Annotated in this window: 16 protein-coding genes and 1 riboswitch; of the genes, 8 read left to right on the plus strand and 8 right to left on the minus strand. The window is 74.3% G+C overall.

Annotation, left to right across the window (positions count from 1 at the left end; genetic code table 11):
- Positions 1 to 310: 310 nt before the first annotated feature.
- Complete coding sequence (locus RIF68_RS05660) at positions 311 to 1,909, plus strand: ABC-F family ATP-binding cassette domain-containing protein (RefSeq protein ID WP_309050019.1); 1,599 nt, start codon at positions 311 to 313, stop codon at positions 1,907 to 1,909.
- Positions 1,910 to 1,994: 85 nt separating this feature from the next.
- Here RIF68_RS05660 and cobN read toward each other — a convergent pair whose 3' ends face one another.
- Positions 1,995 to 5,618, minus strand: a complete 3,624-nt coding sequence (gene cobN, locus RIF68_RS05665) for a cobaltochelatase subunit CobN (protein ID WP_309050020.1) — start codon at positions 5,616 to 5,618, stop codon at positions 1,995 to 1,997.
- 77 nt (positions 5,619 to 5,695) lie between these two features.
- A riboswitch (cobalamin riboswitch) is annotated at positions 5,696 to 5,829 on the minus strand.
- A 79-nt stretch (positions 5,830 to 5,908) separates the two neighbouring features.
- Here cobN and RIF68_RS05670 point away from each other — a divergent pair.
- Genes RIF68_RS05670 through RIF68_RS05680 form a run of 3 tightly spaced genes read left to right on the plus strand, consistent with a single transcriptional unit; the run spans position 5,909 to position 9,428 of the window.
- Positions 5,909 to 7,279, plus strand: a complete 1,371-nt coding sequence (locus RIF68_RS05670) for a cobalamin biosynthesis protein CobG (RefSeq protein WP_309050031.1) — start codon at positions 5,909 to 5,911, stop codon at positions 7,277 to 7,279.
- A gap of 14 nt (positions 7,280 to 7,293) precedes the next feature.
- Positions 7,294 to 7,929 (plus strand): precorrin-8X methylmutase, encoded by a 636-nt coding sequence (locus tag RIF68_RS05675; RefSeq protein WP_309050032.1) that lies wholly within the window; start codon positions 7,294 to 7,296, stop codon positions 7,927 to 7,929.
- Entirely contained in the window at positions 7,926 to 9,428 is a 1,503-nt protein-coding gene (locus tag RIF68_RS05680) for a precorrin-2 C(20)-methyltransferase (RefSeq protein WP_309050021.1), read from the plus strand. The genes RIF68_RS05675 and RIF68_RS05680 overlap by 4 nt, the downstream gene beginning before the upstream one ends.
- A gap of 25 nt (positions 9,429 to 9,453) precedes the next feature.
- Here the strand turns inward: RIF68_RS05680 and RIF68_RS05685 are convergent, their stop codons facing one another.
- A complete protein-coding gene (locus RIF68_RS05685) occupies positions 9,454 to 10,179 on the minus strand; it encodes a cobalt-precorrin-6A reductase (protein WP_309050022.1) in 726 nt (241 codons plus the stop codon).
- A 12-nt stretch (positions 10,180 to 10,191) separates the two neighbouring features.
- Between RIF68_RS05685 and RIF68_RS05690 the strand changes: the two genes are divergently transcribed.
- Both RIF68_RS05690 and RIF68_RS36435 read left to right on the plus strand, forming a co-directional pair.
- Positions 10,192 to 11,325 (plus strand): cobalt-precorrin-5B (C(1))-methyltransferase, encoded by a 1,134-nt coding sequence (locus RIF68_RS05690; protein ID WP_309050023.1) that lies wholly within the window; start codon positions 10,192 to 10,194, stop codon positions 11,323 to 11,325.
- An 84-nt stretch (positions 11,326 to 11,409) separates the two neighbouring features.
- Positions 11,410 to 11,484: a 50S ribosomal protein bL37 gene (locus tag RIF68_RS36435; protein WP_372460710.1), complete on the plus strand. Its 75-nt coding sequence runs from the start codon at positions 11,410 to 11,412 to the stop codon at positions 11,482 to 11,484.
- A gap of 54 nt (positions 11,485 to 11,538) precedes the next feature.
- Here RIF68_RS36435 and cobM read toward each other — a convergent pair whose 3' ends face one another.
- Together cobM and cbiE are read right to left on the minus strand one after the other, a co-directional pair.
- A complete protein-coding gene (cobM, locus tag RIF68_RS05695; protein ID WP_309050024.1) occupies positions 11,539 to 12,288 on the minus strand; it encodes a precorrin-4 C(11)-methyltransferase in 750 nt (249 codons plus the stop codon).
- Positions 12,285 to 13,511 (minus strand): precorrin-6y C5,15-methyltransferase (decarboxylating) subunit CbiE, encoded by a 1,227-nt coding sequence (gene cbiE, locus RIF68_RS05700; protein WP_309050025.1) that lies wholly within the window; start codon positions 13,509 to 13,511, stop codon positions 12,285 to 12,287. The genes cobM and cbiE overlap by 4 nt, the downstream gene beginning before the upstream one ends.
- A gap of 217 nt (positions 13,512 to 13,728) precedes the next feature.
- On the opposite strand from cbiE, the gene RIF68_RS05705 reads away from it, so the two are divergent.
- Both RIF68_RS05705 and RIF68_RS05710 read left to right on the plus strand, forming a co-directional pair.
- Positions 13,729 to 14,808, plus strand: coding sequence for an LLM class flavin-dependent oxidoreductase (locus RIF68_RS05705; RefSeq protein ID WP_309050026.1), 1,080 nt, complete (start codon positions 13,729 to 13,731; stop codon positions 14,806 to 14,808).
- A gap of 4 nt (positions 14,809 to 14,812) precedes the next feature.
- The gene (locus RIF68_RS05710) at positions 14,813 to 15,436 is read left to right on the plus strand and encodes an FMN reductase (protein ID WP_309050027.1); all 624 of its coding nucleotides are present in this window, start codon (positions 14,813 to 14,815) and stop codon (positions 15,434 to 15,436) included.
- A gap of 12 nt (positions 15,437 to 15,448) precedes the next feature.
- On the opposite strand, the gene RIF68_RS05715 is transcribed toward RIF68_RS05710, so the two are convergent.
- The 4 genes from RIF68_RS05715 to RIF68_RS05730 all read right to left on the minus strand — a co-directional run bounded on the left by RIF68_RS05715 (position 15,449) and on the right by RIF68_RS05730 (position 19,777).
- A complete protein-coding gene (locus tag RIF68_RS05715) occupies positions 15,449 to 16,063 on the minus strand; it encodes a DUF6879 family protein (RefSeq protein WP_309050028.1) in 615 nt (204 codons plus the stop codon).
- Positions 16,056 to 17,279, minus strand: a complete 1,224-nt coding sequence (locus tag RIF68_RS05720) for a hypothetical protein (RefSeq protein WP_309050029.1) — start codon at positions 17,277 to 17,279, stop codon at positions 16,056 to 16,058. Before RIF68_RS05720 ends, RIF68_RS05715 begins: the two co-directional genes overlap by 8 nt.
- 75 nt (positions 17,280 to 17,354) lie before the next feature.
- Positions 17,355 to 18,566 (minus strand): ThiF family adenylyltransferase, encoded by a 1,212-nt coding sequence (locus tag RIF68_RS05725; RefSeq protein WP_309050030.1) that lies wholly within the window; start codon positions 18,564 to 18,566, stop codon positions 17,355 to 17,357.
- Positions 18,567 to 18,889: 323 nt separating this feature from the next.
- Positions 18,890 to 19,777 carry an ABC transporter permease gene (locus tag RIF68_RS05730; RefSeq protein ID WP_309050033.1) on the minus strand — a complete coding sequence of 296 codons (888 nt, stop codon included), beginning with the start codon at positions 19,775 to 19,777 and terminating at the stop codon, positions 18,890 to 18,892.
- Positions 19,778 to 19,802: the final 25 nt, after the last annotated feature.

The following is a 19,802-nucleotide window of genomic DNA, read 5'->3' on the forward strand; positions in this document are numbered from 1 at the left end:
GGCAGGGCGGCCCACGGCCCGCTGCCCCGGAGGCGTGCTCTCGTGCGGGCGGGGCCGCTCGGTTCCGTCGTGTCGTGGGTCATGGTCTCCCCCTCCGCCGGACCGGACGGCCCGTGCTTCTGTTCCACTTGTTTGCACTCTACTAGAACAATACGCGGGGGCAACCCCGCCTCGCGGCCCGACCCTCCACGCGCCCCCACGAAAGACGGACGCCCACCGGCGAGACGAAGCGTCTTGCCCGGGCGCGCACCTTCCCGTACTCTCAAAAAGACGAGACGTCTCGTCTCGCACGATCGCCCGGGAGGCGCCCTTGTTCCGTGCACAATTCACCGACGTCACCCGGCGCTTCGACGACCGGGACGTCCACCACCGCACCGTCCTCGACCGGGTCTCCCTCACCGTTCGCGCCGGTGAACGGCTCGGCATCGTCGGGGACAACGGCTCCGGCAAGTCGACGCTCCTGCGGCTCTTCGCCGGACTCGACACCCCCACCGGCGGCACGGTGACCGTCGACGCCCCCGGCGGCCTCGGCCACCTCGCCCAGACCCTCGACCTCCCGCCCACCGCCACCGTCGGCGAGGCCGTCGACCACGCGCTCGCCGAGGTACGGGAACTGGAGCGGGCCATCCGTACCGCCGAGGCCGCCCTCGGCGACACCGGCGACCTCGACGGCTACGCCCGGCTCCTCGCCTCCTACGAGGCGCGGGGCGGCGCCGGTGCCGACCGGCGCGTCGAAACCGTCCTGCGGCGCCTCGGCGAACCCGCCCCCCTCGACCGCGCCCGCCCCCTCGGCACCCTCTCCGGCGGGCAGCGCTCCCGCCTCGCGCTCGCCGGCGTCCTCGCCGCCGAACCCGAACTCCTGCTGCTCGACGAACCGACCAACGACCTGGACGACGAGGCCGTCACCTGGCTGGAGGAGCGGCTGCGCACCCACCGGGGCACGGTCGTGGCCGTCTCCCACGACCGGACGTTCCTCGAACGGGTCACCACCGCCGTCCTGGAGGTGGACGAGGACCGGCACACCGTCCGCCGCTACGGCGACGGCTACGCCGGCTACCTCACCGGCCGCGCCGCCGAACGGGCCCGCCGGCAGCGCGCGTACGAGGAGTGGAAGGCCGAACTGGCCCGCCACACCGCGCTCGCGGACACCCACATCGACCGGTTCTCGGCGATCCCCCGCAAGGCCCCCGCCTCCTTCAGCGGGGCGGGCGCCTTCCGGGCCCGGTCCCGGGCGCACGGCGCGATGAGCCGCATCCGCGCCGCCCGCGAACGGCTCGCCCGGCTCACCGCCGACCCCGTGCCGCCGCCCCCGGACCCGCTGCGCTTCCACCCGGACCTGGCGGGCGGGGGCGCAGCCGTCGACCTGACCGGGGTACGGGTGAACGGCCGGCTCCGGCTCGACGCCCTCCACCTCGGACCGGGCGAACGGCTCCTCGTCACCGGCCCCAACGGCGCAGGCAAGACCACCCTCCTGAAAGTCCTCGCGGGCGAGATCACCCCGGACGCGGGCACGGTGCGCGCACCCGGCCGGGTGGGACTGCTGCGGCAGGACACGGCCCCGCCCACCGACCCCCGTACGGTGAGTGAGGCCTTCGGAGAGGGCCGCGAGGAGGAGCTGCTCCGCCTCGGACTGTTCTCCGCCCGGGACCTCGCGACCCCGGTCCGGCTCCTGTCGGCCGGACAGCGCCGCAGGCTGGAGCTGGCCCGCCTGGTGACGGAACCGGCCGACCTGCTGCTCCTGGACGAGCCCACGAACCACCTGTCACCGGGGCTGGTGGAGGAGTTCGAGGCCGCGCTCGCGGCCTACCGGGGCACGCTGGTCGTGGTCACCCACGACCGCCGGCTCCGGGCGTCCTTCCCGGGCCGCCGGCTCGCCCTGTCGCCGGCCCGCACCCTCACGCACCGGTGACCCGGGACCCGGGTCACCGCGAGGACGCCGGCCGGGCACCGGGACGCGCGCACACCGCGCCGCTCCCGGTCCCGGCCCGGCCGGGTTACGCCTCGTCCCCCGAACCCTCCAGGTCACCCTCGGTCTCCAGGAACACCTGGCGGAGGGCGGCCAGCGTCTCCGGGTCCGGCTTCTCCCACATGCCGCGCGACTCCGCCTCCAGCAGACGTTCCGCGATGCCGTGCAGCGCCCACGGGTTGGCCTCCTTGAGGAAGGCCTGGTTCTCCGGGTCGAGCACGTACTCCTGCGTCAGCTTGTCGTACATCCAGTCGGCGACCACGCCGGTCGTGGCGTCGTACCCGAAGAGGTAGTCGACCGTCGCCGCCAGCTCGAACGCGCCCTTGTAGCCGTGGCGCCGCATCGCCTCGATCCAGCGCGGGTTGACCACCCGCGCCCGGAAGACCCGCGAGGTCTCCTCGACCAGCGTGCGGGTGCGGACCGTCTCCGGGCGGGTGGAGTCGCCGATGTACGCCTCCGGGGCCGTGCCCTTCAGCGCGCGGACGGTCGCCACCATGCCGCCGTGGTACTGGAAGTAGTCGTCGGAGTCCGCGATGTCGTGCTCACGCGTGTCCGTGTTCTTCGCCGCGACCGCGATCCGCTTGTACGCCGTCTCCATCTCGGCCCGCGCCGGACGGCCGTCCAGGCCGCGCCCGTACGCGAAACCGCCCCAGACCGTGTACACCTCGGCGAGGTCCGCGTCCGTCCGCCAGTCGCGCGAGTCGATCAGCTGGAGGATGCCCGCGCCGTACGTGCCCGGCCGCGAACCGAAGATACGCGTCGTGGCACGCCGCTCGTCGCCGTGCTCGGCCAGGTCGGCCTGCGCGTGCGCCCGTACGTAGTTCCGGTCGGCCGGCTCGTCGAGGCCCGCCACGAGCCGTACCGCGTCGTCCAGCAGACCGATGACGTGCGGGAAGGCGTCACGGAAGAAGCCCGAGATGCGCAGGGTGACGTCGATGCGCGGGCGGCCCAGCTCCTCCAGCGGGATCGGCTCCAGGCCGTTCACCCGGCGCGAGGCCTCGTCCCAGAGCGGACGCACGCCGAGCAGCGCGAGCGCCTCGGCCACGTCGTCGCCGGCGGTCCGCATCGCGCTCGTCCCCCACAGGGACAGGCCCACGGAGGTCGGCCAGTCGCCGTTGTCCGTGCGGTAGCGCTCCAGGAGGGAGTCGGCGAGCGCCTGCCCCGTCTCCCAGGCGAGGCGGGACGGCACCGCCTTCGGGTCGACCGAGTAGAAGTTCCGGCCGGTCGGCAGGACGTTGACCAGGCCGCGCAGCGGCGAACCGGACGGGCCGGCCGGCACGAAGCCGCCGTTCAGGGCGTGCACCGCGTGCGTCAGCTCGTCCGTCGTGGCGGCCAGGCGCGGCACGACCTGCTCGCAGGCGAAGCGCAGCACGGCGGCCACGTCGGGGCCGTGACCGGCGGCGACCGTCCCGACCGCGTCCACGGACCAGTCCGCCGCCTCCATCGCCTCGACCAGCTCGCGCGCCTTCGCCTCCGCCTCGTCGGCGGTGACCCGGGTCGCGGCCGACTCGTCCAGGCCGAGCGCCTCGCGCAGGCCCGGCAGCGCCTGCGTACCGCCCCAGATCTGGCGGGCGCGCAGGATGGACAGCACCAGGTTGACCCGCTCCGGGCCGGCCGGCGCGCCGCCGAGGACGTGCAGACCGTCACGGATCTGGGCGTCCTTGACCTCGCACAGCCAGCCGTCGACGTGCAGCAGGAAGTCGTCGAAGCCGTCGTCCTCCGGCCGCTCCTCCAGGCCCAGGTCGTGGTCCAGCTTCGCGGCCTGGATCAGCGTCCAGATCTGCGCGCGGATCGCCGGCAGCTTCGCCGGGTCCATGGACGAGATCTGCGCGTACTCGTCGAGCAGCTGCTCCAGGCGCGCGATGTCTCCGTACGAGTCGGCGCGGGCCATCGGCGGCACCAGGTGGTCGACGAGCGTGGCGTGGGCGCGCCGCTTGGCCTGCGTGCCCTCGCCCGGGTCGTTGACGAGGAACGGGTACACCAGCGGCAGGTCCCCGAGCGCCGCGTCCGGGCCGCAGGCGGCGGACAGACCGGCGTTCTTGCCGGGCAGCCACTCCAGGTTGCCGTGCTTGCCCAGGTGCACCATGGCGTCGGCGCCGAAGCCCCCGTCGTCGGCACGGGCGGCGATCCACCGGTAGGCGGCGAGGTAGTGGTGGGACGGCGGCAGATCGGGGTCGTGGTAGATCGCGATCGGGTTCTCGCCGAAGCCGCGCGGCGGCTGGATGAGGATCAGCAGGTTCCCGCGGCGCAGGGCGGCGAGGACGATGTCGCCCTCCGGGTTCCGCGACCGGTCGAGGAACATCTCGCCGGGCGGCGGGCCCCAGTGCTCCTCGACGTGCGACCGCAGCTCCTCGGGGAGGGTCGCGTACCAGCGCCTGTAGTCGGCGGCCGGGATGCGGACCGAGTTCCTGGCGAGCTGCTCCTCGGTCAGCCAGTCCTGGTCGTGGCCGCCGGCCTCGATCAGGGCGTGGATCAGCTCGTCGCCGTCGCCGGAGACCACGCCGGGGATCTCGTCCTCGGGCCCGAAGTCGTAGCCCTCGGCCATCAGGCGGCGCAGCAGGGCGACGGCCGAGGCCGGAGTGTCCAGGCCGACCGCGTTGCCGATGCGGGAGTGCTTCGTCGGGTACGCGGACAGCACGAGCGCCAGCTTCTTCTCGGCGTTCGGGATGTGGCGGAGGCGGGCGTGCCGGACGGCGATGCCGGCGACGCGGGCCGCGCGCTCGGTGTCGGCGACGTACGCGGGCAGGCCGTCGGCGTCGATCTCCTTGAAGGAGAACGGGACGGTGATGAGGCGGCCGTCGAACTCGGGCACGGCCACCTGTCCGGCGGCGTCCAGCGGCGACAGGCCCTCGTCGTTCTCCTCCCACGCGGCACGCGAACCGGTCAGGCACAGCGCCTGGAGGATCGGCACGTCGAGCGCGGCCAGCGCGCCCGCGTCCCACGCCTCCTCGTCACCGCCCGCCTGCGCCTCGGCGGGCTTGGTGCCGCCCGCGGCCAGGACGGTGGTGACGATCGCGTCGGCGGTGCGGAGGGTGTCGATCAGCTCCGGCTCGGGGGCGCGCAGCGAGGCCACGTACAGCGGCAGCGGCCGGCCGCCGGCGTCCTCGATCGCGTCGCACAGGGCGCCGACGAAGGCGGTGTTCCCGCTCATGTGGTGGGCGCGGTAGTAGAGCACCGCGACGACCGGGCCGGCCGCGTTCCGCGCGGTCCGCTCCAGCGGGCCCCAGGTGGGGGCGGCGGCCGGGGCCTCGAAGCCGTGGCCGGTGAGCAGGACGGTGTCGGAGAGGAAGCGGGCCAGCTGCTCCAGGTTGGCCGGGCCGCCGTGCGCGAGGTAGGCGTGGGCCTCGGTGGCCACGCCGATCGGCACGGTGGAGGTGGCCATCAGCTGGGCGTCGGGGGCCTGTTCGCCGCTGAGGACGACCACCGGCTTCCCGGCGGCGAGGACCGCGTCCAGGCCCTCCTGCCAGGAACGGACGCCGCCGAGGAGGCGGACGACGACCAGGTCGGCGCCGTCGAGCAGGGCGGGCAGCTCGTCCAGCGGCAGGCGGGAGGGGTTGGCGAAGCGGTACGCGACCGGGCCGTCGGGCGCGGCGGCGTTGGCCGCCCGGGCGCTGAGCAGGTCGGTGTCGGAGTGCGACAGCAGCAGGAGCATGGCGAGCTCAGGCCTTCCTCGGGGTTGTCCGCGCCCCGGGTGGTCGTGTGGGTGGGGGCCTCCCCTGCCCGGACGGAGCCGGGAGCGAGGGGAAGGGAGTTCCTGACTCACCCGTTCCGTCGCCGGTACGGGCTCACAGTGGCGGGACCGCGCCGGATTCTCACCGGGCTTCCTCCCCGGGGTCCTGGGACCCCATGCCGCTTCGCATCCTAGATCGTGCCGCCGGGGCGGCCGAGGGGGCGGCGGGGTCGGCCCGATCACACCACGTGGCCGGGCGGTGCGCCGTGGGTATGCTCGCCGCCATGCCGCCCACCCCACCCCCGGCGCCCGAACCGGGCGAAACCCGCGTACGGGACCGTGGCGACGCCTGCCCCGGAGCGCTGCGCCTGCATCCGGCCGACGACGGCCGGCTGGCCCGGCTCCGGCTGCCCGCAGGGCGTTTGACGGCCCGTCAGGCCGTCGTTCTGGCCGACGCGGCGGAGCGCCTCGGCGACGGGCGCATCAGCGTCACCTCGCGCGGCAACGCCGAGCTGCGGGGCCTGGGCGAGGGCTGCGGCACGGAGCTCGCCGCGCTCCTGACCGGGGCGGGCCTGCTGCCCTCCCCCCGCCACGAGCGGATCCGCAACATCGTGGCCTCCCCCGCCGCCGGCCTGGACGGACTCGGCACCGCCGAGGCCCAGTTGTGGGTGCGCGAGCTGGACACGCTGCTCTGCGCGGAGCCGTGGACGGCCGCCCTCTCGGGCCGGTTCCTCTTCGCCCTCGACGACGGCCGCGGGGACATGACCGGGCTCGGCGCGGATGTGACCTTGGTCGCAGTGGCGGACGCGCCGGACCGGGGTGCCCTCCTGTGGTCCGGCGGGCAGGCCCTCCGGGTCGCCGGGGCGGACGCGCCCCGCGCCGCGGTCGCCGCCGCCGGGGCGTTCCTGGCCGCCGCACGGGCCGCCGGGACCGGTGCCTGGCGGGTGGCCGAGCTGCCGCCCGGCCACGCCCCCGACGTGGCCGGCGCACTCGCCCGGGCCGGGATCCCGGCGGAGCCCGTACCCGCTCCCGCCCTCCCGCACGGGGCACCGCCCGCGCCGGGGCCGCTCGGCGACCACGGCCTGTACGTCCTGGCGCCGCTCGGCCGGCTCACCACCGCACAGCTGCGGGGCCTCGCGGACGGCGCCGCCGAGGTGCGGCTCACGCCCTGGCGCGGCGCCGTCGTCGTCACCGAGCGTACGGCCGGCCGCGCCTCCGGCCGGCTCCCGGCCCTCGCGGCCCTCGGGCTGATCACCCGCCCCGACTCCCCGTGGGCGGGCGTCACGGCCTGCACGGGCCGCCCCGGCTGCGCCAAGTCCCTGGCGGACGTCCGGGGGGACGCGACGGCGGCAACGGCCGCGGCCCCGGAACCCGGTGCGGATGCGGCGCCCGGCACCGGCGAGGCACGGGCCACCTCCCTCGGCACCGGCGAGGCACGGGCCGCCTCCCTCGGCCGGCTCCTCCCCGTCCACTTCTCCGGTTGCGAGCGCCGGTGCGGGCACCCGCGCGGCACCTGGGTGGACGTGCTCGCCACCGGTGACGACGCCTACCGGGTGAACGGCGCCCCCACCCCCCGTACCTCCCTGCCCGGCGCGGTCGCCACGGCCCGCACGACCCCGACCCCGACGACGACCACGAGATGAGCGAGAGCACCAGGATGTTCGACTACGAGAAGGACGGGACGGAGATCTACCGCCGGTCCTTTGCCACGATCCGCGCCGAGGCGGACCTCGCGGGACTGCCCGCCGACGTCGCGCAGGTCGCGGTCCGGATGATCCACGCCTGCGGCATGACCGACCTCGTCCGCGACATCGCCTTCTCGCCCCGGGCCGTCTCCCGCGCCCGCGAGGCCCTGCGCGCCGGCGCGCCGATCCTCTGCGACGCGCAGATGGTCGCCAGCGGCGTCACCCGCAAGCGGCTGCCCGCCGACAACGAGGTGATCTGCACCCTCTCCGACCCGGCCGTGCCGGGCCTCGCCGCCGAACTCGGCACCACCCGCTCCGCCGCCGCCCTCGAACTCTGGCGCGACCGCCTCGAAGGCTCCGTCGTCGCCATCGGCAACGCGCCCACCGCCCTCTTCCACCTCCTGGAGATGATCGCGAAGGGCGCGCCGAAGCCCGCCGCCGTCCTCGGCATACCGGTCGGCTTCATCGGCGCGGCCGAGTCCAAGGACGCCCTCGCGGAGAACGCCCTCGGCCTCGAGTACCTCGTCGTCCGGGGCCGGCGCGGCGGCAGCGCCATGACCGCCGCCGCCCTCAACGCCATGGCGCACGAAGCGGAGATCCAGGCATGAGCGGCACCACCACCGGCAAGCTGTACGGGGTCGGCCTCGGCCCCGGCGACCCGAACCTCCTGACGCTCGCCGCCGTGAAGGCCATCGCCGAGGCCGACGTCGTCGCCTACCACTCGGCCCGCCACGGCCGGTCCATCGCCCGCTCCATCGCCGCCGAGCACATCCGCGAGGACCACGTCGAGGAGCGGCTGATGTACCCGCTCACCGTGGAGACCACGGACCACCCGGGCGGCTACCGGGGCGCCCTGGACGACTTCTACGAGGAGGCCGCGGCACGCCTCGCCGCCCACCTCGACGCGGGCCGCACGGTCGCCGTCCTCGCCGAGGGCGACCCGCTGTTCTACGGCTCGTACCAGCACATGCACAAGCGGCTCGCGGACCGCTACGACACCACCGTCATCCCCGGCGTCACCTCGGTCAGCGCCGCCGCGGCCCGGCTCGGCACGCCCCTGTGCGAGGCCGAGGAGGTCCTCACGATCATCCCCGGCACCCTGCCGGAGGACGAGCTCGCGGCCCGCCTCGCGGGCACCGACTCGGCGGTCGTGATGAAGCTCGGCCGCACCTTCCCCACCGTGCGCCGCGCCCTGGAGCGGGCCGGGCGCCTGGAGGACGCGCGGTACGTGGAGCGGGCGTTCATGCCCGGCGAGCGGACGGAGACGCTGGCCGACGTGGACCCGTCGACCGTCCCGTACTTCTCCGTCGCCGTCCTGCCCTCGCGGATCGACGCCGTCGCGCCCGAGTCCCGGGAGACCGGCGGCGAGGTCGTCGTCGTCGGCACCGGACCGGCCGGGGCCCCCTGGCTGACCCCCGAGTCGCGCGGCGCGCTCCAGGGCGCCGACGACCTCGTCGGCTACACCACCTACCTGGACCGGGTGCCGGTCCTGCGCCCCGGGCAGCGGCGCCACGGCTCCGACAACAAGGTGGAGTCCGAGCGGGCCGAGTTCGCGCTCGACCTGGCCCGGCGCGGGCGGCGGGTCGCGGTCGTCTCCGGCGGCGACCCGGGCGTCTTCGCCATGGCGACGGCGGTCCTGGAGGTGGCCTGCGAACCGGCCTACGCGGACGTGCCCGTACGGGTCCTGCCGGGCGTGACCGCCGCCAACGCGGCCGCCGCGGCGGCGGGCGCCCCGCTGGGCCACGACTACGCGACGATCTCGCTCTCCGACCGGCTCAAGCCCTGGGACGTCATCTCCCGGCGCCTGCGCGCCGCGGCGGAGGCCGACCTCGTCCTCGCCCTCTACAACCCGGGCTCGAAGTCCCGCACCCACCAGGTCGCCGCCGCCCGCGACCTGCTCCTGGAGGTCCGCTCGCCCGACACCCCGGTGGTCGTCGCCCGCGACGTCGGCGGCCCGGAGCAGTCGGTCCGGATCGTCACCCTGAAGACCCTGGACCCGGCGGAGGTCGACATGCGCACCCTCCTCCTGATCGGCTCGACCCAGACCCGTGCGGTCGAACGCGCCGACGGCCGCACGATCACCTGGACGCCGCGCCGCTACGGCTGAGCGGCGCCCGGGCCCGCGGCGGTCCTCAGCGCTCCCGCACCCAGGCGGCGGCCTCCTCCGGGGTCGCCGCCACCGGGACGCCGGCCGGGACCGGGGGGCGGCGGACGATGACGACCGGGATGCCGGCCTCGCGGGCGGCGGTCAGCTTCGGGGCGGTGGCGGCGGCGCCGCTGTCCTTGGTGACGAGGACGCCGATGCGGTGGCGGTCGAGCAGTTCCCGCTCGCCCTCCACCGTGAAGGGGCCCCGGTCCAGGAGGACCTCGGTGCGGGCGGGCATCGGGGCCCCGGGGGCGTCGACCGAGCGGACGAGGAACCACTCCGGGCGGTCCGCGAAGGCCGCGAGGCCCATCCGCCCGGTGGTGAGGAAGACCCGGTCGCCGAGACCGTCCAGGGCCGCCGCGGCCTCCGCCAGGGAGTCGACGGGGCGCCAGTCGTCGCCCGCCACGGGGGCCCACCCGGGACGGCGCAGGGCCAGCAGGGGAACATGGGCGGCGGCGGCCGCCAGGGCCGCGTTGAAGCTGATCCGCGCGGCGAAGGGATGGGTGGCGTCGATGACCGCGTCCGCGCCGTGCTCCCGCAGCCAGGCGGCGAGGCCGTCCGCGCCGCCGAACCCACCGATCCGCACCTCGCCGGCGGGCAGCCGGGGGTTCGCCACCCGTCCCGCCAGGGAGCTGGTGACCCGGACCCGCCCGTGCAGCAGCCCGGCCAGGGCGCGGGCCTCGGCGGTACCCCCGAGGATGAGTACGTGCATGGGAGTCCTTACATGAGTTCCGGCGGCGGGCGCGAGGCCCAACTCAAGCACACCGGCCTGCGCCCCGGCTGGACGACCGGTGCCTGTGCGACGGCGGCGACCACCGCCGCGTACACCGCGCTGCTCACCGGGGACTTCCCGGACCCGGTGACGATCACCCTGCCGAAGGGACACACCCCGTCCTTCGCGCTGGCGGCGGAGTCGCTGACGGCCACGGCCGCGATGGCGGCCGTGGTCAAGGACGCGGGCGACGACCCGGACGTCACCCACGGGGCGGTGATCCGCTCGACGGTACGGCTCCTGCCGGCCGGTTCCGGTGTCGTCTTCCGCGCGGGCGAGGGCGTCGGCACGGTCACCCTGCCGGGGCTGCCGCTCGACGTGGGGGAGCCCGCGATCAACCCGGTTCCCCGGCAGCTGATGCGCGCGCACGTGGCGGAGGTCGCGGCGGCACACGGCGGCACCGGGGACGTGGAGATCACGGTCTCCGTCGACAACGGCGCCGAGATCGCCCGTTCCACGTGGAACCCGCGGATCGGCATCCTCGGCGGTCTGTCGATCCTCGGCACGACCGGGATCGTCGTCCCGTACTCCTGCTCGGCCTGGATCGACTCCATCCGCCGGGGCGTCGACGTGGCCCGCGCGGGCGGCCTCACCCACGTCGCGGGCTGCACGGGCTCCACCTCCGAGCGGACGGTCACGGAGCTCTACGACCTGCCGGAGATCGCCCTGCTCGACATGGGCGACTTCGCGGGCGCCGTCCTCAAGTACCTCCGCCGCCACCCGGTGGACCGGCTCACCGTCTGCGGCGGCTTCGCCAAGCTCTCCAAGCTGGCCGCGGGCCACCTGGACCTGCACTCGGCCCGCTCCCAGGTCGACAAGGCCTTCCTCGCCGGACTCGCCCGCACGGGCGGCGCCTCCGAGGCCCTCGCCGCCGAGATCGCCGGCGCCAACACGGGCCTCGCCGCCCTCCGCCTCTGCGAAGCCGCGGGCGTCCCCCTGGGCGACCTCGTCGCCACCCGTGCCCGCGACGAGGCCCTCACGGTCCTGCGGGGCGCCCCGGTCGCGGTGGACGTGGTCTGCGTCGACCGGGCGGGGGTCGTGGTGGGGCGGTCGGCGGTGGCGGGGCCGGGGGGAACGTCCGGCTGACCTCGCGCCGGCGACCGGATGCGGCTCGCCGGGGCCGACCCTAGGCTCGACAGCGCACACCCCCACGAACCGGGAGGAGACGCCATGTCGAAGCGAGGCAACAAGCGCAGGGCGCGGAAGAAGAAGGGCGCGAACCACGGCAAGCGGCCCAACACCTGAGGGCGGGCCCCGGGGACGCTCGTCCCGGGGCCTCGTCGTGGCCGCGCGGGGCCGTCAGCAGGTGTGGCGGTCCCGCGCCGGGTCGTACAGGTGACTGTCGCGGAACTCGGACGCGGCGAGCGTGCGGCCCACGAGGATGACGGCGGTCTTCGTGATCCCGGCCGCCTTCACCTGGCCGGCGATGTCCTCCAGGGTGCCGCGCAGGATGACCTCGTCGGGGCGGCTGGCCATGGCGACCACGGCGGCGGGGCAGTCCGCGCCGTAGTGGGGGACGAGTTCGGAGACGATCCGGTCGACGTAACGGGCACCGAGGTGGAGGACGAGCAGGGCGCCGCTGCGGCCGAGGGTGGCGAGGTCCTCGCCCTCCGGCATGGGGGTGGCCTGCTGGGCGACGCGGGTGAGGATGACGGTCTGCCCGACGGTCGGCACGGTCAGTTCCCGCTTGAGCGCCGCCGCGGCCGCGGCGAAGGCCGGGACGCCCGGCACGACCTCGTACGGGACGCCGGCCGCGTCCAGGCGGCGCATCTGCTCGGCGACGGCGCTGAAGACGGACGGGTCGCCGGAGTGCAGCCGGGCCACGTCCTGCCCCGCCTCGTGGGCGGCGGTGATCTCGGCGACGATCTGGTCCAGGTCCATCCGGGCCGTGTCGACGAGCCGCGCGTCCGGCGGGCACTCGGCGAGCAGCTCGGTGGGGACGAGCGAGCCCGCGTAGAGGCAGACGCCGCACTTCGCCAGCGTCCGCGCGCCGCGCACGGTGATGAGGTCGGCGGCGCCGGGGCCCGCGCCGATGAAATAGACGGTCATCCCTCTTCGGAACCTTTCGTGACGGACCACTGGGTGACGGGCATGGCCGGGCGCCAGCCGGTGAAGCCGCCGACGGGTACGGCGGCGGAGACGGAGAGCCGGATCAGTTCGCCGCCGTGGCGGCGGTGGCGTTCGGCGAGCAGCGCCTCGGACTCCAGGGTCACGGTGTTGGCGACGAGCCGGCCGCCGGCGGGCAGGGCGTCCCAGCAGGCGTCGACCAGGCCGGGGGCGGTGAGCCCGCCGCCGATGAAGACGGCGTCGGGGACGGGGAGCCCGGCGAGGGCCGCGGGCGCGGGCCCGGTGACGACGCTCAGGCCGGGCACGCCGAGCCGGTCCGCGTTGCGGGTGATCCGCTCGGCCCGTTCGGGGGACTTCTCCACGGCGACGGCGCGGCAGGAGCGGTGGGTCCGCATCCATTCGATGCCGATGGAGCCGGAGCCGCCGCCGATGTCCCAGAGCAGTTCGCCGGGGGCGGGGGCGAGCGCGGCGAGGGTGGCGGCGCGGACGTACCGCTTGGTGAGCTGGCCGTCGTGCTCGTACGCGTCGTCGGGCAGGCCGGGCGCGGCGCCGAGGCGGAGGGCGCCGGGGGCGCGGACGCAGTCGACGGCGATCACGTTGAGCGGGTCGCCGGGGGCGTGCGCCCAGGTGTCGGCGGTCCCGTCGAGCAGGCGCTCGCGGTCGGAGCCGAGCTGTTCGAGGACGCGCAGCCGGCTGGGCCCGTACCCCCGGTCGCGCAGCAGGGCGGCGACCCGCTCCGGGGTGGCCGCGCCCTCGCTGAGGACGAGGATCCGCCGGCCGTGGTGGAGGGCGGCGGCGAGCACGGCGGGCGGCCGGGCGACGAGGGAGACGGTCTCGACGGCCTCCAGGGGCCAGCCGAGGCGGGCGCAGGCGTACGAGACGGAGGACGGGTGCGGCAGGACGCGCAGGCGGTCCGCGCCGACGGTCTCGGCGAGGGTGCGGGCGATGCCGTGGAAGGAGGGGTCCCCGCTGGCGAGGACGGCGACGGCACGGCCCTCGTGGGCGGCGAGCAGGCCGGGCACGGCGGGGCGGAGCGGCGAGGGCCAGGGGACGCGCTCGCCGGGGCAGTCGGCGGCGGGCAGCAGGCCGAGCTGGCGGGGGCCGCCGATGAGCACCTCGGCGGCGCGCAGGACGCGGCGGGAGGCCTCGGGGAGCCCGTCCCAGCCGTCCGCGCCGATTCCGACGACCGATATCGCAGCGTTCACGTCGGGGACTCTACGGGAGGGGCTCCTTCCGGCCCGCGCCCGCCCGGGGGAGAGGGCGCGGGACCGGGCGGAGGGTGTCCCCGGGCCGGGGAACGGGCCCGGGCCCGGACAGTGGGGGGAATAGCCGGGAGGGGTGCGCCGTTGGACGCGATGGTTTAAGATTCAACCAAGAGCTTGGGGCAGCGCCCCCGAAGCACCCCCGCGAGAGGTGAGCACGATGCAGTTCGGGATCTTCACCGTCGGCGACGTGACGACCGACCCCACCACCGGCCGCACCCCGACCGAGCACGAGCGGATCAAGAACACCGTCGCCATCGCGCTTAAGGCCGAGGAGGCCGGACTCGACGTCTTCGCGACGGGCGAGCACCACAACCCGCCGTTCGTCCCCTCCTCCCCCACCACCCTCCTCGGGCACATCGCCGCCCGCACCGAGAACCTGATCCTCTCCACCTCCACCACCCTCATCACCACCAACGACCCGGTGAAGATCGCCGAGGACTACGCGACCCTCCAGCACCTCGCCGACGGCCGCGTCGACCTGATGATGGGCCGCGGCAACACCGGCCCGGTCTACCCGTGGTTCGGTCAGGACATCCGTCAGGGCATCCCGCTCGCCATCGAGCACTACGCGCTCCTCCACAAGCTGTGGAGACAGGACGTGGTCGACTGGGAGGGGAAGTTCCGCACCGCCCTGCAGGGCTTCACCGCCACCCCGCGCCCGCTCGACGGCGTCCCGCCCTTCGTCTGGCACGGCTCCATCCGCTCGCCCGAGATCGCCGAACAGGCCGCCTACTACGGCGACGGCTTCTTCGCGAACCACATCTTCTGGCCCAAGCAGCACACCGAGAAGATGGTCCGCCTCTACCGGCAGCGCTACGCCCACTACGGGCACGGCACCCCCGAACAGGCGATCGTCGGCCTCGGCGGCCAGGTGTTCATGCGCAAGAACTCGCAGGACGCGGTACGGGAGTTCCGCCCGTACTTCGACAACGCGCCGGTCTACGGCCACGGCCCCTCCCTGGAGGAGTTCAGCCGCGAGACCCCGCTGACCGTCGGCTCCCCGCAGGAGGTCATCGAGCGCACCCTGTCCTTCCGCGACTACGTGGGCGACTACCAGCGCCAGCTGTTCCTGATCGACCACGCCGGACTGCCGCTCAAGACCGTCCTCGAGCAGCTCGACATCCTCGGCGAGGAGGTCGTCCCGGTCCTGCGCAAGGAGTTCGCCGCCCTGCGCCCGGCCGGCGTCCCCGCCACCGCCCCGCTCCACCCCGCCGTCCTCGCCACCCGGGAGGTCTGACGCCATGCGGACGACGAAGCTGGTCGCGGTCTCCGCCGGCCTCAGCTCCCCCTCCTCCACGCGGCTGCTCGCCGACCGCCTCCTCCAGGCGGCCCGGTACCGGCTGGCCGAGCAGGAGTACGCGGTCGACGTCCAGGTCGTCGAACTGCGCGACCTGGCCGTCGACATCGCCAAGAACCTCGTCACCGGCTTCCCCTCCGCGGCGCTCCGGGAAGCGATCGACACGGTGACGGGCGCCGACGGCGTCATCGCGGTCACGCCCGTCTTCACGGCCTCGTACAGCGGCCTGTTCAAGTCCTTCTTCGACCTGGTCGACCCGGCCGCGCTGACCGGCACGCCCGTCCTCCTCGGCGCGACCGGCGGCACCGCCCGCCACTCGCTCGTGCTCGACCACGCCCTGCGGCCCCTCTTCGCCTACCTGCGGGCCCTCGTCGTTCCGACCGCCGTCTACGCGGCCTCGGAGGACTGGGGCTCCGGCGGCGACGAGTACACCGACGGGCTGCCCGCCCGGATCACCCGGGCCGGCCAGGAGTTCGCCGACACCGTGGCCGCCCGGCCCGCCCGCGACGGCGGCGACGACGACCTCGTCCCCTTCGAGAAGCAGTGGGCGGACCTGCGCCTCGACTGACGGCCCGGAGCGTCAGGGGGCCGGTGCGGGTGCGGGCAGGGGCGCCACCTCGCGGGGGAAGAACTCCGCGAGGTCCTCCCCCGCCCCGTACAGGTCCCGCACGAACGCCCGCGCCTTCGCCACCACCTCGGGCGCGGTGTACCGCACCGCCCCGCCGGGCACGCCCCCGGGCCCGTACTCCACCACGTACACCGCCTCGTCCCCGAGCACGCAGAGCTCCGGTAGCGGCCCCACCTCCTCGTACGCAGCGACCCGCTCCGCGTCCAGGACGGAGACCTCCTCCCCGTACTCCCCCTTCACCCGCAGGATGTGCAGCTCCCACTGCACGTACGGGGTCAGCGGCCGCTCCACGATCCGCACCCGCCGGTGGCGGAAGCCCGCCCGCGCGATGCGCCCGAAGAACTCCTCGTACTCCGGCCGCAGCTCCTCGATCAGCCGCAGCGACTCCTCCCACTCCCCGCGCCGGAACGCCAGCCAGCTCGGGAAGTCGCCCTCGTCGTACGCCTGCATCCGCTCCAACTTCCAAAAGCCCTCCGGGCCGACGCGCCGGAAGCGCTCCGTGAAGTCGGACGTGTAGACGTCCTGTCCGAGCCGGACGCCCTCGGCGCCCGCGAAGATCTCACGCATCGGAAGCGTTCCTCCTGTTCGTCTCGGCCCGCCGGGTCCGGTGGTCACGCCACCGGGTGACGAGCCAGATGATGTGGACGGCGGCGAAGGCCGCGAGAGTCAGTACCCCGTCCGACACGTCGAGGGCGGAGCCACCCCCGCTGAGCCTGCCCCAGGCGACCACCACCAGCCGGACCTCGGCGGGCAGCGTGAAAGCCGCGAACGCCCCCAGGCAGGCCGTGGTGCCTAGCACCAGGACGAGGCCGTAGATCCGCACCGCCCGCCGCTCCCCGGCCGGAAGTACGCGGCTCGGGTCCCGCTCCGCCGTCTCCCTCCGGAGCAGCCGTCGGGCCAGGTGCCGGGCGTGGGCCCGGCCGTCGCCGTACAGGTCCCGGCAGCCGGTGAGGTCCTGCAACACGAAGTACACGTCGGTCCGCATGAACACCATGCACTGGAAAGCCAGCGGCAGGCCCGCCCACAGCACCGTCGCCGCCAGGAAACGGTGCCCCGCGGAACTCGGCGAGGTCAGGGCGAGCAGGAGCACCGCGACGGACGCGATGGAGAGATTGACCGCGATCCCGGCGAGGTAGGCCGTGAGCCGGTGCCGGCGGGGCGCGAGTTCGATACCGCTGATGTCCGTCTGCACCACCAGAAATTGCAGTCGGGTCCCGAAGCCGATCCGGCCCGGCACGCCGGCGGCCCGAGCCACCGCCAGGTGCGCAAGCTCATGAAGCAGGACGACCGACCATCCGACGACCAGCCCGCTGACCACCACGAGCGTCCCGTAAGGGCTCCACAGCAGGTCCCGGTAGGTGGGCGTCAGCTCGGGGCGGGCCAGCAACACCGCCACGGCGGTGCCGACGAGGGCGACGGGAATCCAGGGGAGCGAGGGGTGCAGCAGGAAGCCGAGTCGCTCGGGGCGGAGCCCCGGAAGGCTTGCCGGGGCGGCCGGCAGCCCCGACCCGGCCGGCTGCCCGTCGACCTCCGCCACGAAACCGAGCGCGAGCAGATCGCGTACGAACTCCACGACGTCCGGTTCCTCACCCGGTGCGGCGCCCGCCGCGAGGCGCGCCTGCGCGGCACCGACGCTCAGCCCTTCCACCAACAGGTCGAGAACCGCCACGCCCTCGGGGGGCAGGGCGACGAAGGTTCGGGATTCCCGGCGTCCCACGATCCACTCGGTGCCGTCGGCTCGCCGGTTCAGCGGATGGAGCCGCACCCGGGAATGCGGCCCCACGGATGGGGTAGGGGGGCGGGGCGGGGCGGTCACGTCCGGTCCTCCGCGTCTGCCCTGCGGCTACTGCCCTGCATCTCAGGCTCCCCCGCAGGCGGGGCAGTCGGGCCGGTGGAGCACCGGGTCGAAACCCGGCTCTCCGGGGCGAACGAGGTTGAATTCCAGCCGAAATCCGGGGGGTAGAACGGGCACTCCGGTCAGCATCGCCGTGGCGGCGTACACGAACAGGGCTCCGGCGAGCGTCGCCGTCACCGCGTTCACCGGGCTCCACGGCATCCGTGGTGAGACCGTCGCCTCGTCCTCACCAGGCGGCAGCCCGAGGTCCCGGGACTCGGCCAGGGTGATCCGGTGGCATTCCAAGCAGCCACTCCGCCCCGGCGCATACGCCCCCACGGTGACCAACGGCCCCTGGTAGCCACCGTCGATCCATGGCGTACCCGTCTCCAGGCATACGCGATTGGCCCAGGTCCGGAGAGCGGCGGGCCGGTCGGCACCCAGGACGAGGAGGTCGTACCGAGGGGGCTCCGGGGTTTCGGTGGCCCTGGCCCCCTCGACCATGTCGGCAGCCGGCGGAGCGCCGTCCGGGGGGCCGGTGCTCAGGAGACGGGCGAGGTCGGCCGGCGACCGCACCGCTGTGGCCTCCCCCGTCAGTCGCACGTCCGAGTTGAGGGCACGCAGCGAGGCGACAGCCGCGTCGACCTTGCGCCGGCCGATGTCCGGCTCGCGGTAGAGCACCTGGCGGTTCAGGTTGGACAACTCGACGACATCGGGGTCCACACAGTGCAGACGGCCCACGCCCGAGGCGACCAAGCCCTGCGCCGCGACCCCGCCCGCGCCACCGAGGCCGATGAGCAGGACCCGCGCGTGGGAGAGGGCGAGCTGGAGGTCCCAGGCGTTGGCGCGGGGAGAGGAATCCATCCACCGCAGCAGCGGCACCCCGCGGCCGTACCGCTCCCTCTCCCGTGCGGAGAACACGGTGGGAATGCCCGCCGCCGCGTCCTCCAGGAATCCGGCCTGCCGCAAGTCGGCCATCGCCTGGAATACATCGTTCGCGTCGGGGGCGGGGTGCGCGGCGGCGACCTCGACGGCTATCCGTTCCGGCTCCCGAGTTCCGTCCATGGCCTGGATCAATTCCCAGACCCAGCCGTCGGGATCCTCGATCTCCGCGCCGATGCCGTGGACCACGCTGCCGATCCGCACATGACCCGCGACCGTCCGGTAAGGGCGGTGTTCGGGCTTGACGCGTGGTCGCAGGAGGGCGGGCAGCACCTCCCTCGACTCCCGCCCCATACTCAAACTCCCCCATGGAAAAACTTTGTTGACCTCACACACCGCTGTGGCACCGTGGGCATGTTAACGCCCGCCGCGACGCGAGGAGGCAGAAATGGCAACCAAGATCACCATACGTCCGCTGGACAAGAAGGAGACGACGAGCGACAGCCAGGGATCGAGTAATTAGCGCCATTCAAGAAACTCGGCGTCCCTGCCCCTGGGGGCAGGGCTCGCCCGCTTATCAGCCTTCTCCAGCCACTTTCCGGCCTTTTTCTCGCCACTTCTCGGACGATTGTCGGCCTCACCGGCCACGTCGTACCTCCGCCCTTCCTGCGCTCCCCTTACTTCCGGTTGTAGAGACGCATCGTGATCCAGCCGAAGACGAGCACGAACAGCGCCGACCACCCCAGCGTCCAGCCGATGTCCGCCGCCGGCCGGTGGCCGGCCATCAGCTCGCGGACCGCCGTCGCCAGGTGGGTGACCGGGTTGTTGTTGACGAAGGCCTGGAGCCAGCCCGGCATGGTGCGGGGGTCGACGAAGACGTTGGAGAGGAAGGTGAGCGGGAAGATGACCATCATCGAGACGCCCATCACCGACTTCTCGCTGCGCAGCAGCAGACCGAACATGGTCCAGATCCACGAGAACGCGAACGAGAAGACCATGAGCAGCACCACCCCGAGGACCACGCCGACCGGGCCGCCGGCCGGGCGGTAGCCGATGGCGAGGCCCACGCCGATCATCACGGCCGAGGCGATCAGGTAGCGGACGACGTCACCGAGCAGGTAGCCGACCATCGGGGCCGGCCGCCACACCGGCAGGGTGCGGAAGCGGTCGAAGACGCCCTTGTCGATGTCGGTGTTGACGGAGACGCCCGTGTACATCGTGATCATCACGACGCTCATCACGAGGATGCCCGGCAGCAGGAACTGCACGTACGAGGAGACCGATCCGGCCAGCGCGCCCCCGAAGAGGTACGTGTACATCAGCACCATCATGATCGGGAACGCGGTCACGTCGAACAGCTGCTCCGGCACGTGCTTGATCTTCAGCATGGCCCGCCGGCCGAAGGTCAGGGAGGCGCCGAGCGCGCTGGGGCGGGGCGGCCGGTCGCGGCCCGCGAGGAACTCCGCGAGGTCCTCGGCGCGCGGGGCGACGAAGTCCGTGGCGTCGGCGGCCCCGGCCGGACCGGCCGCGGGGTCCTTGTCCTTGCCGGTGGTGACGGTGGTCATGCCGGCGGTCCCTTCCGTTCCGTCA

Origin of the sequence: Streptomyces sp. (genome assembly GCF_031178505.1) — a bacterium.
Taxonomy (GTDB): domain Bacteria; phylum Actinomycetota; class Actinomycetes; order Streptomycetales; family Streptomycetaceae; genus Streptomyces; species Streptomyces gulbargensis.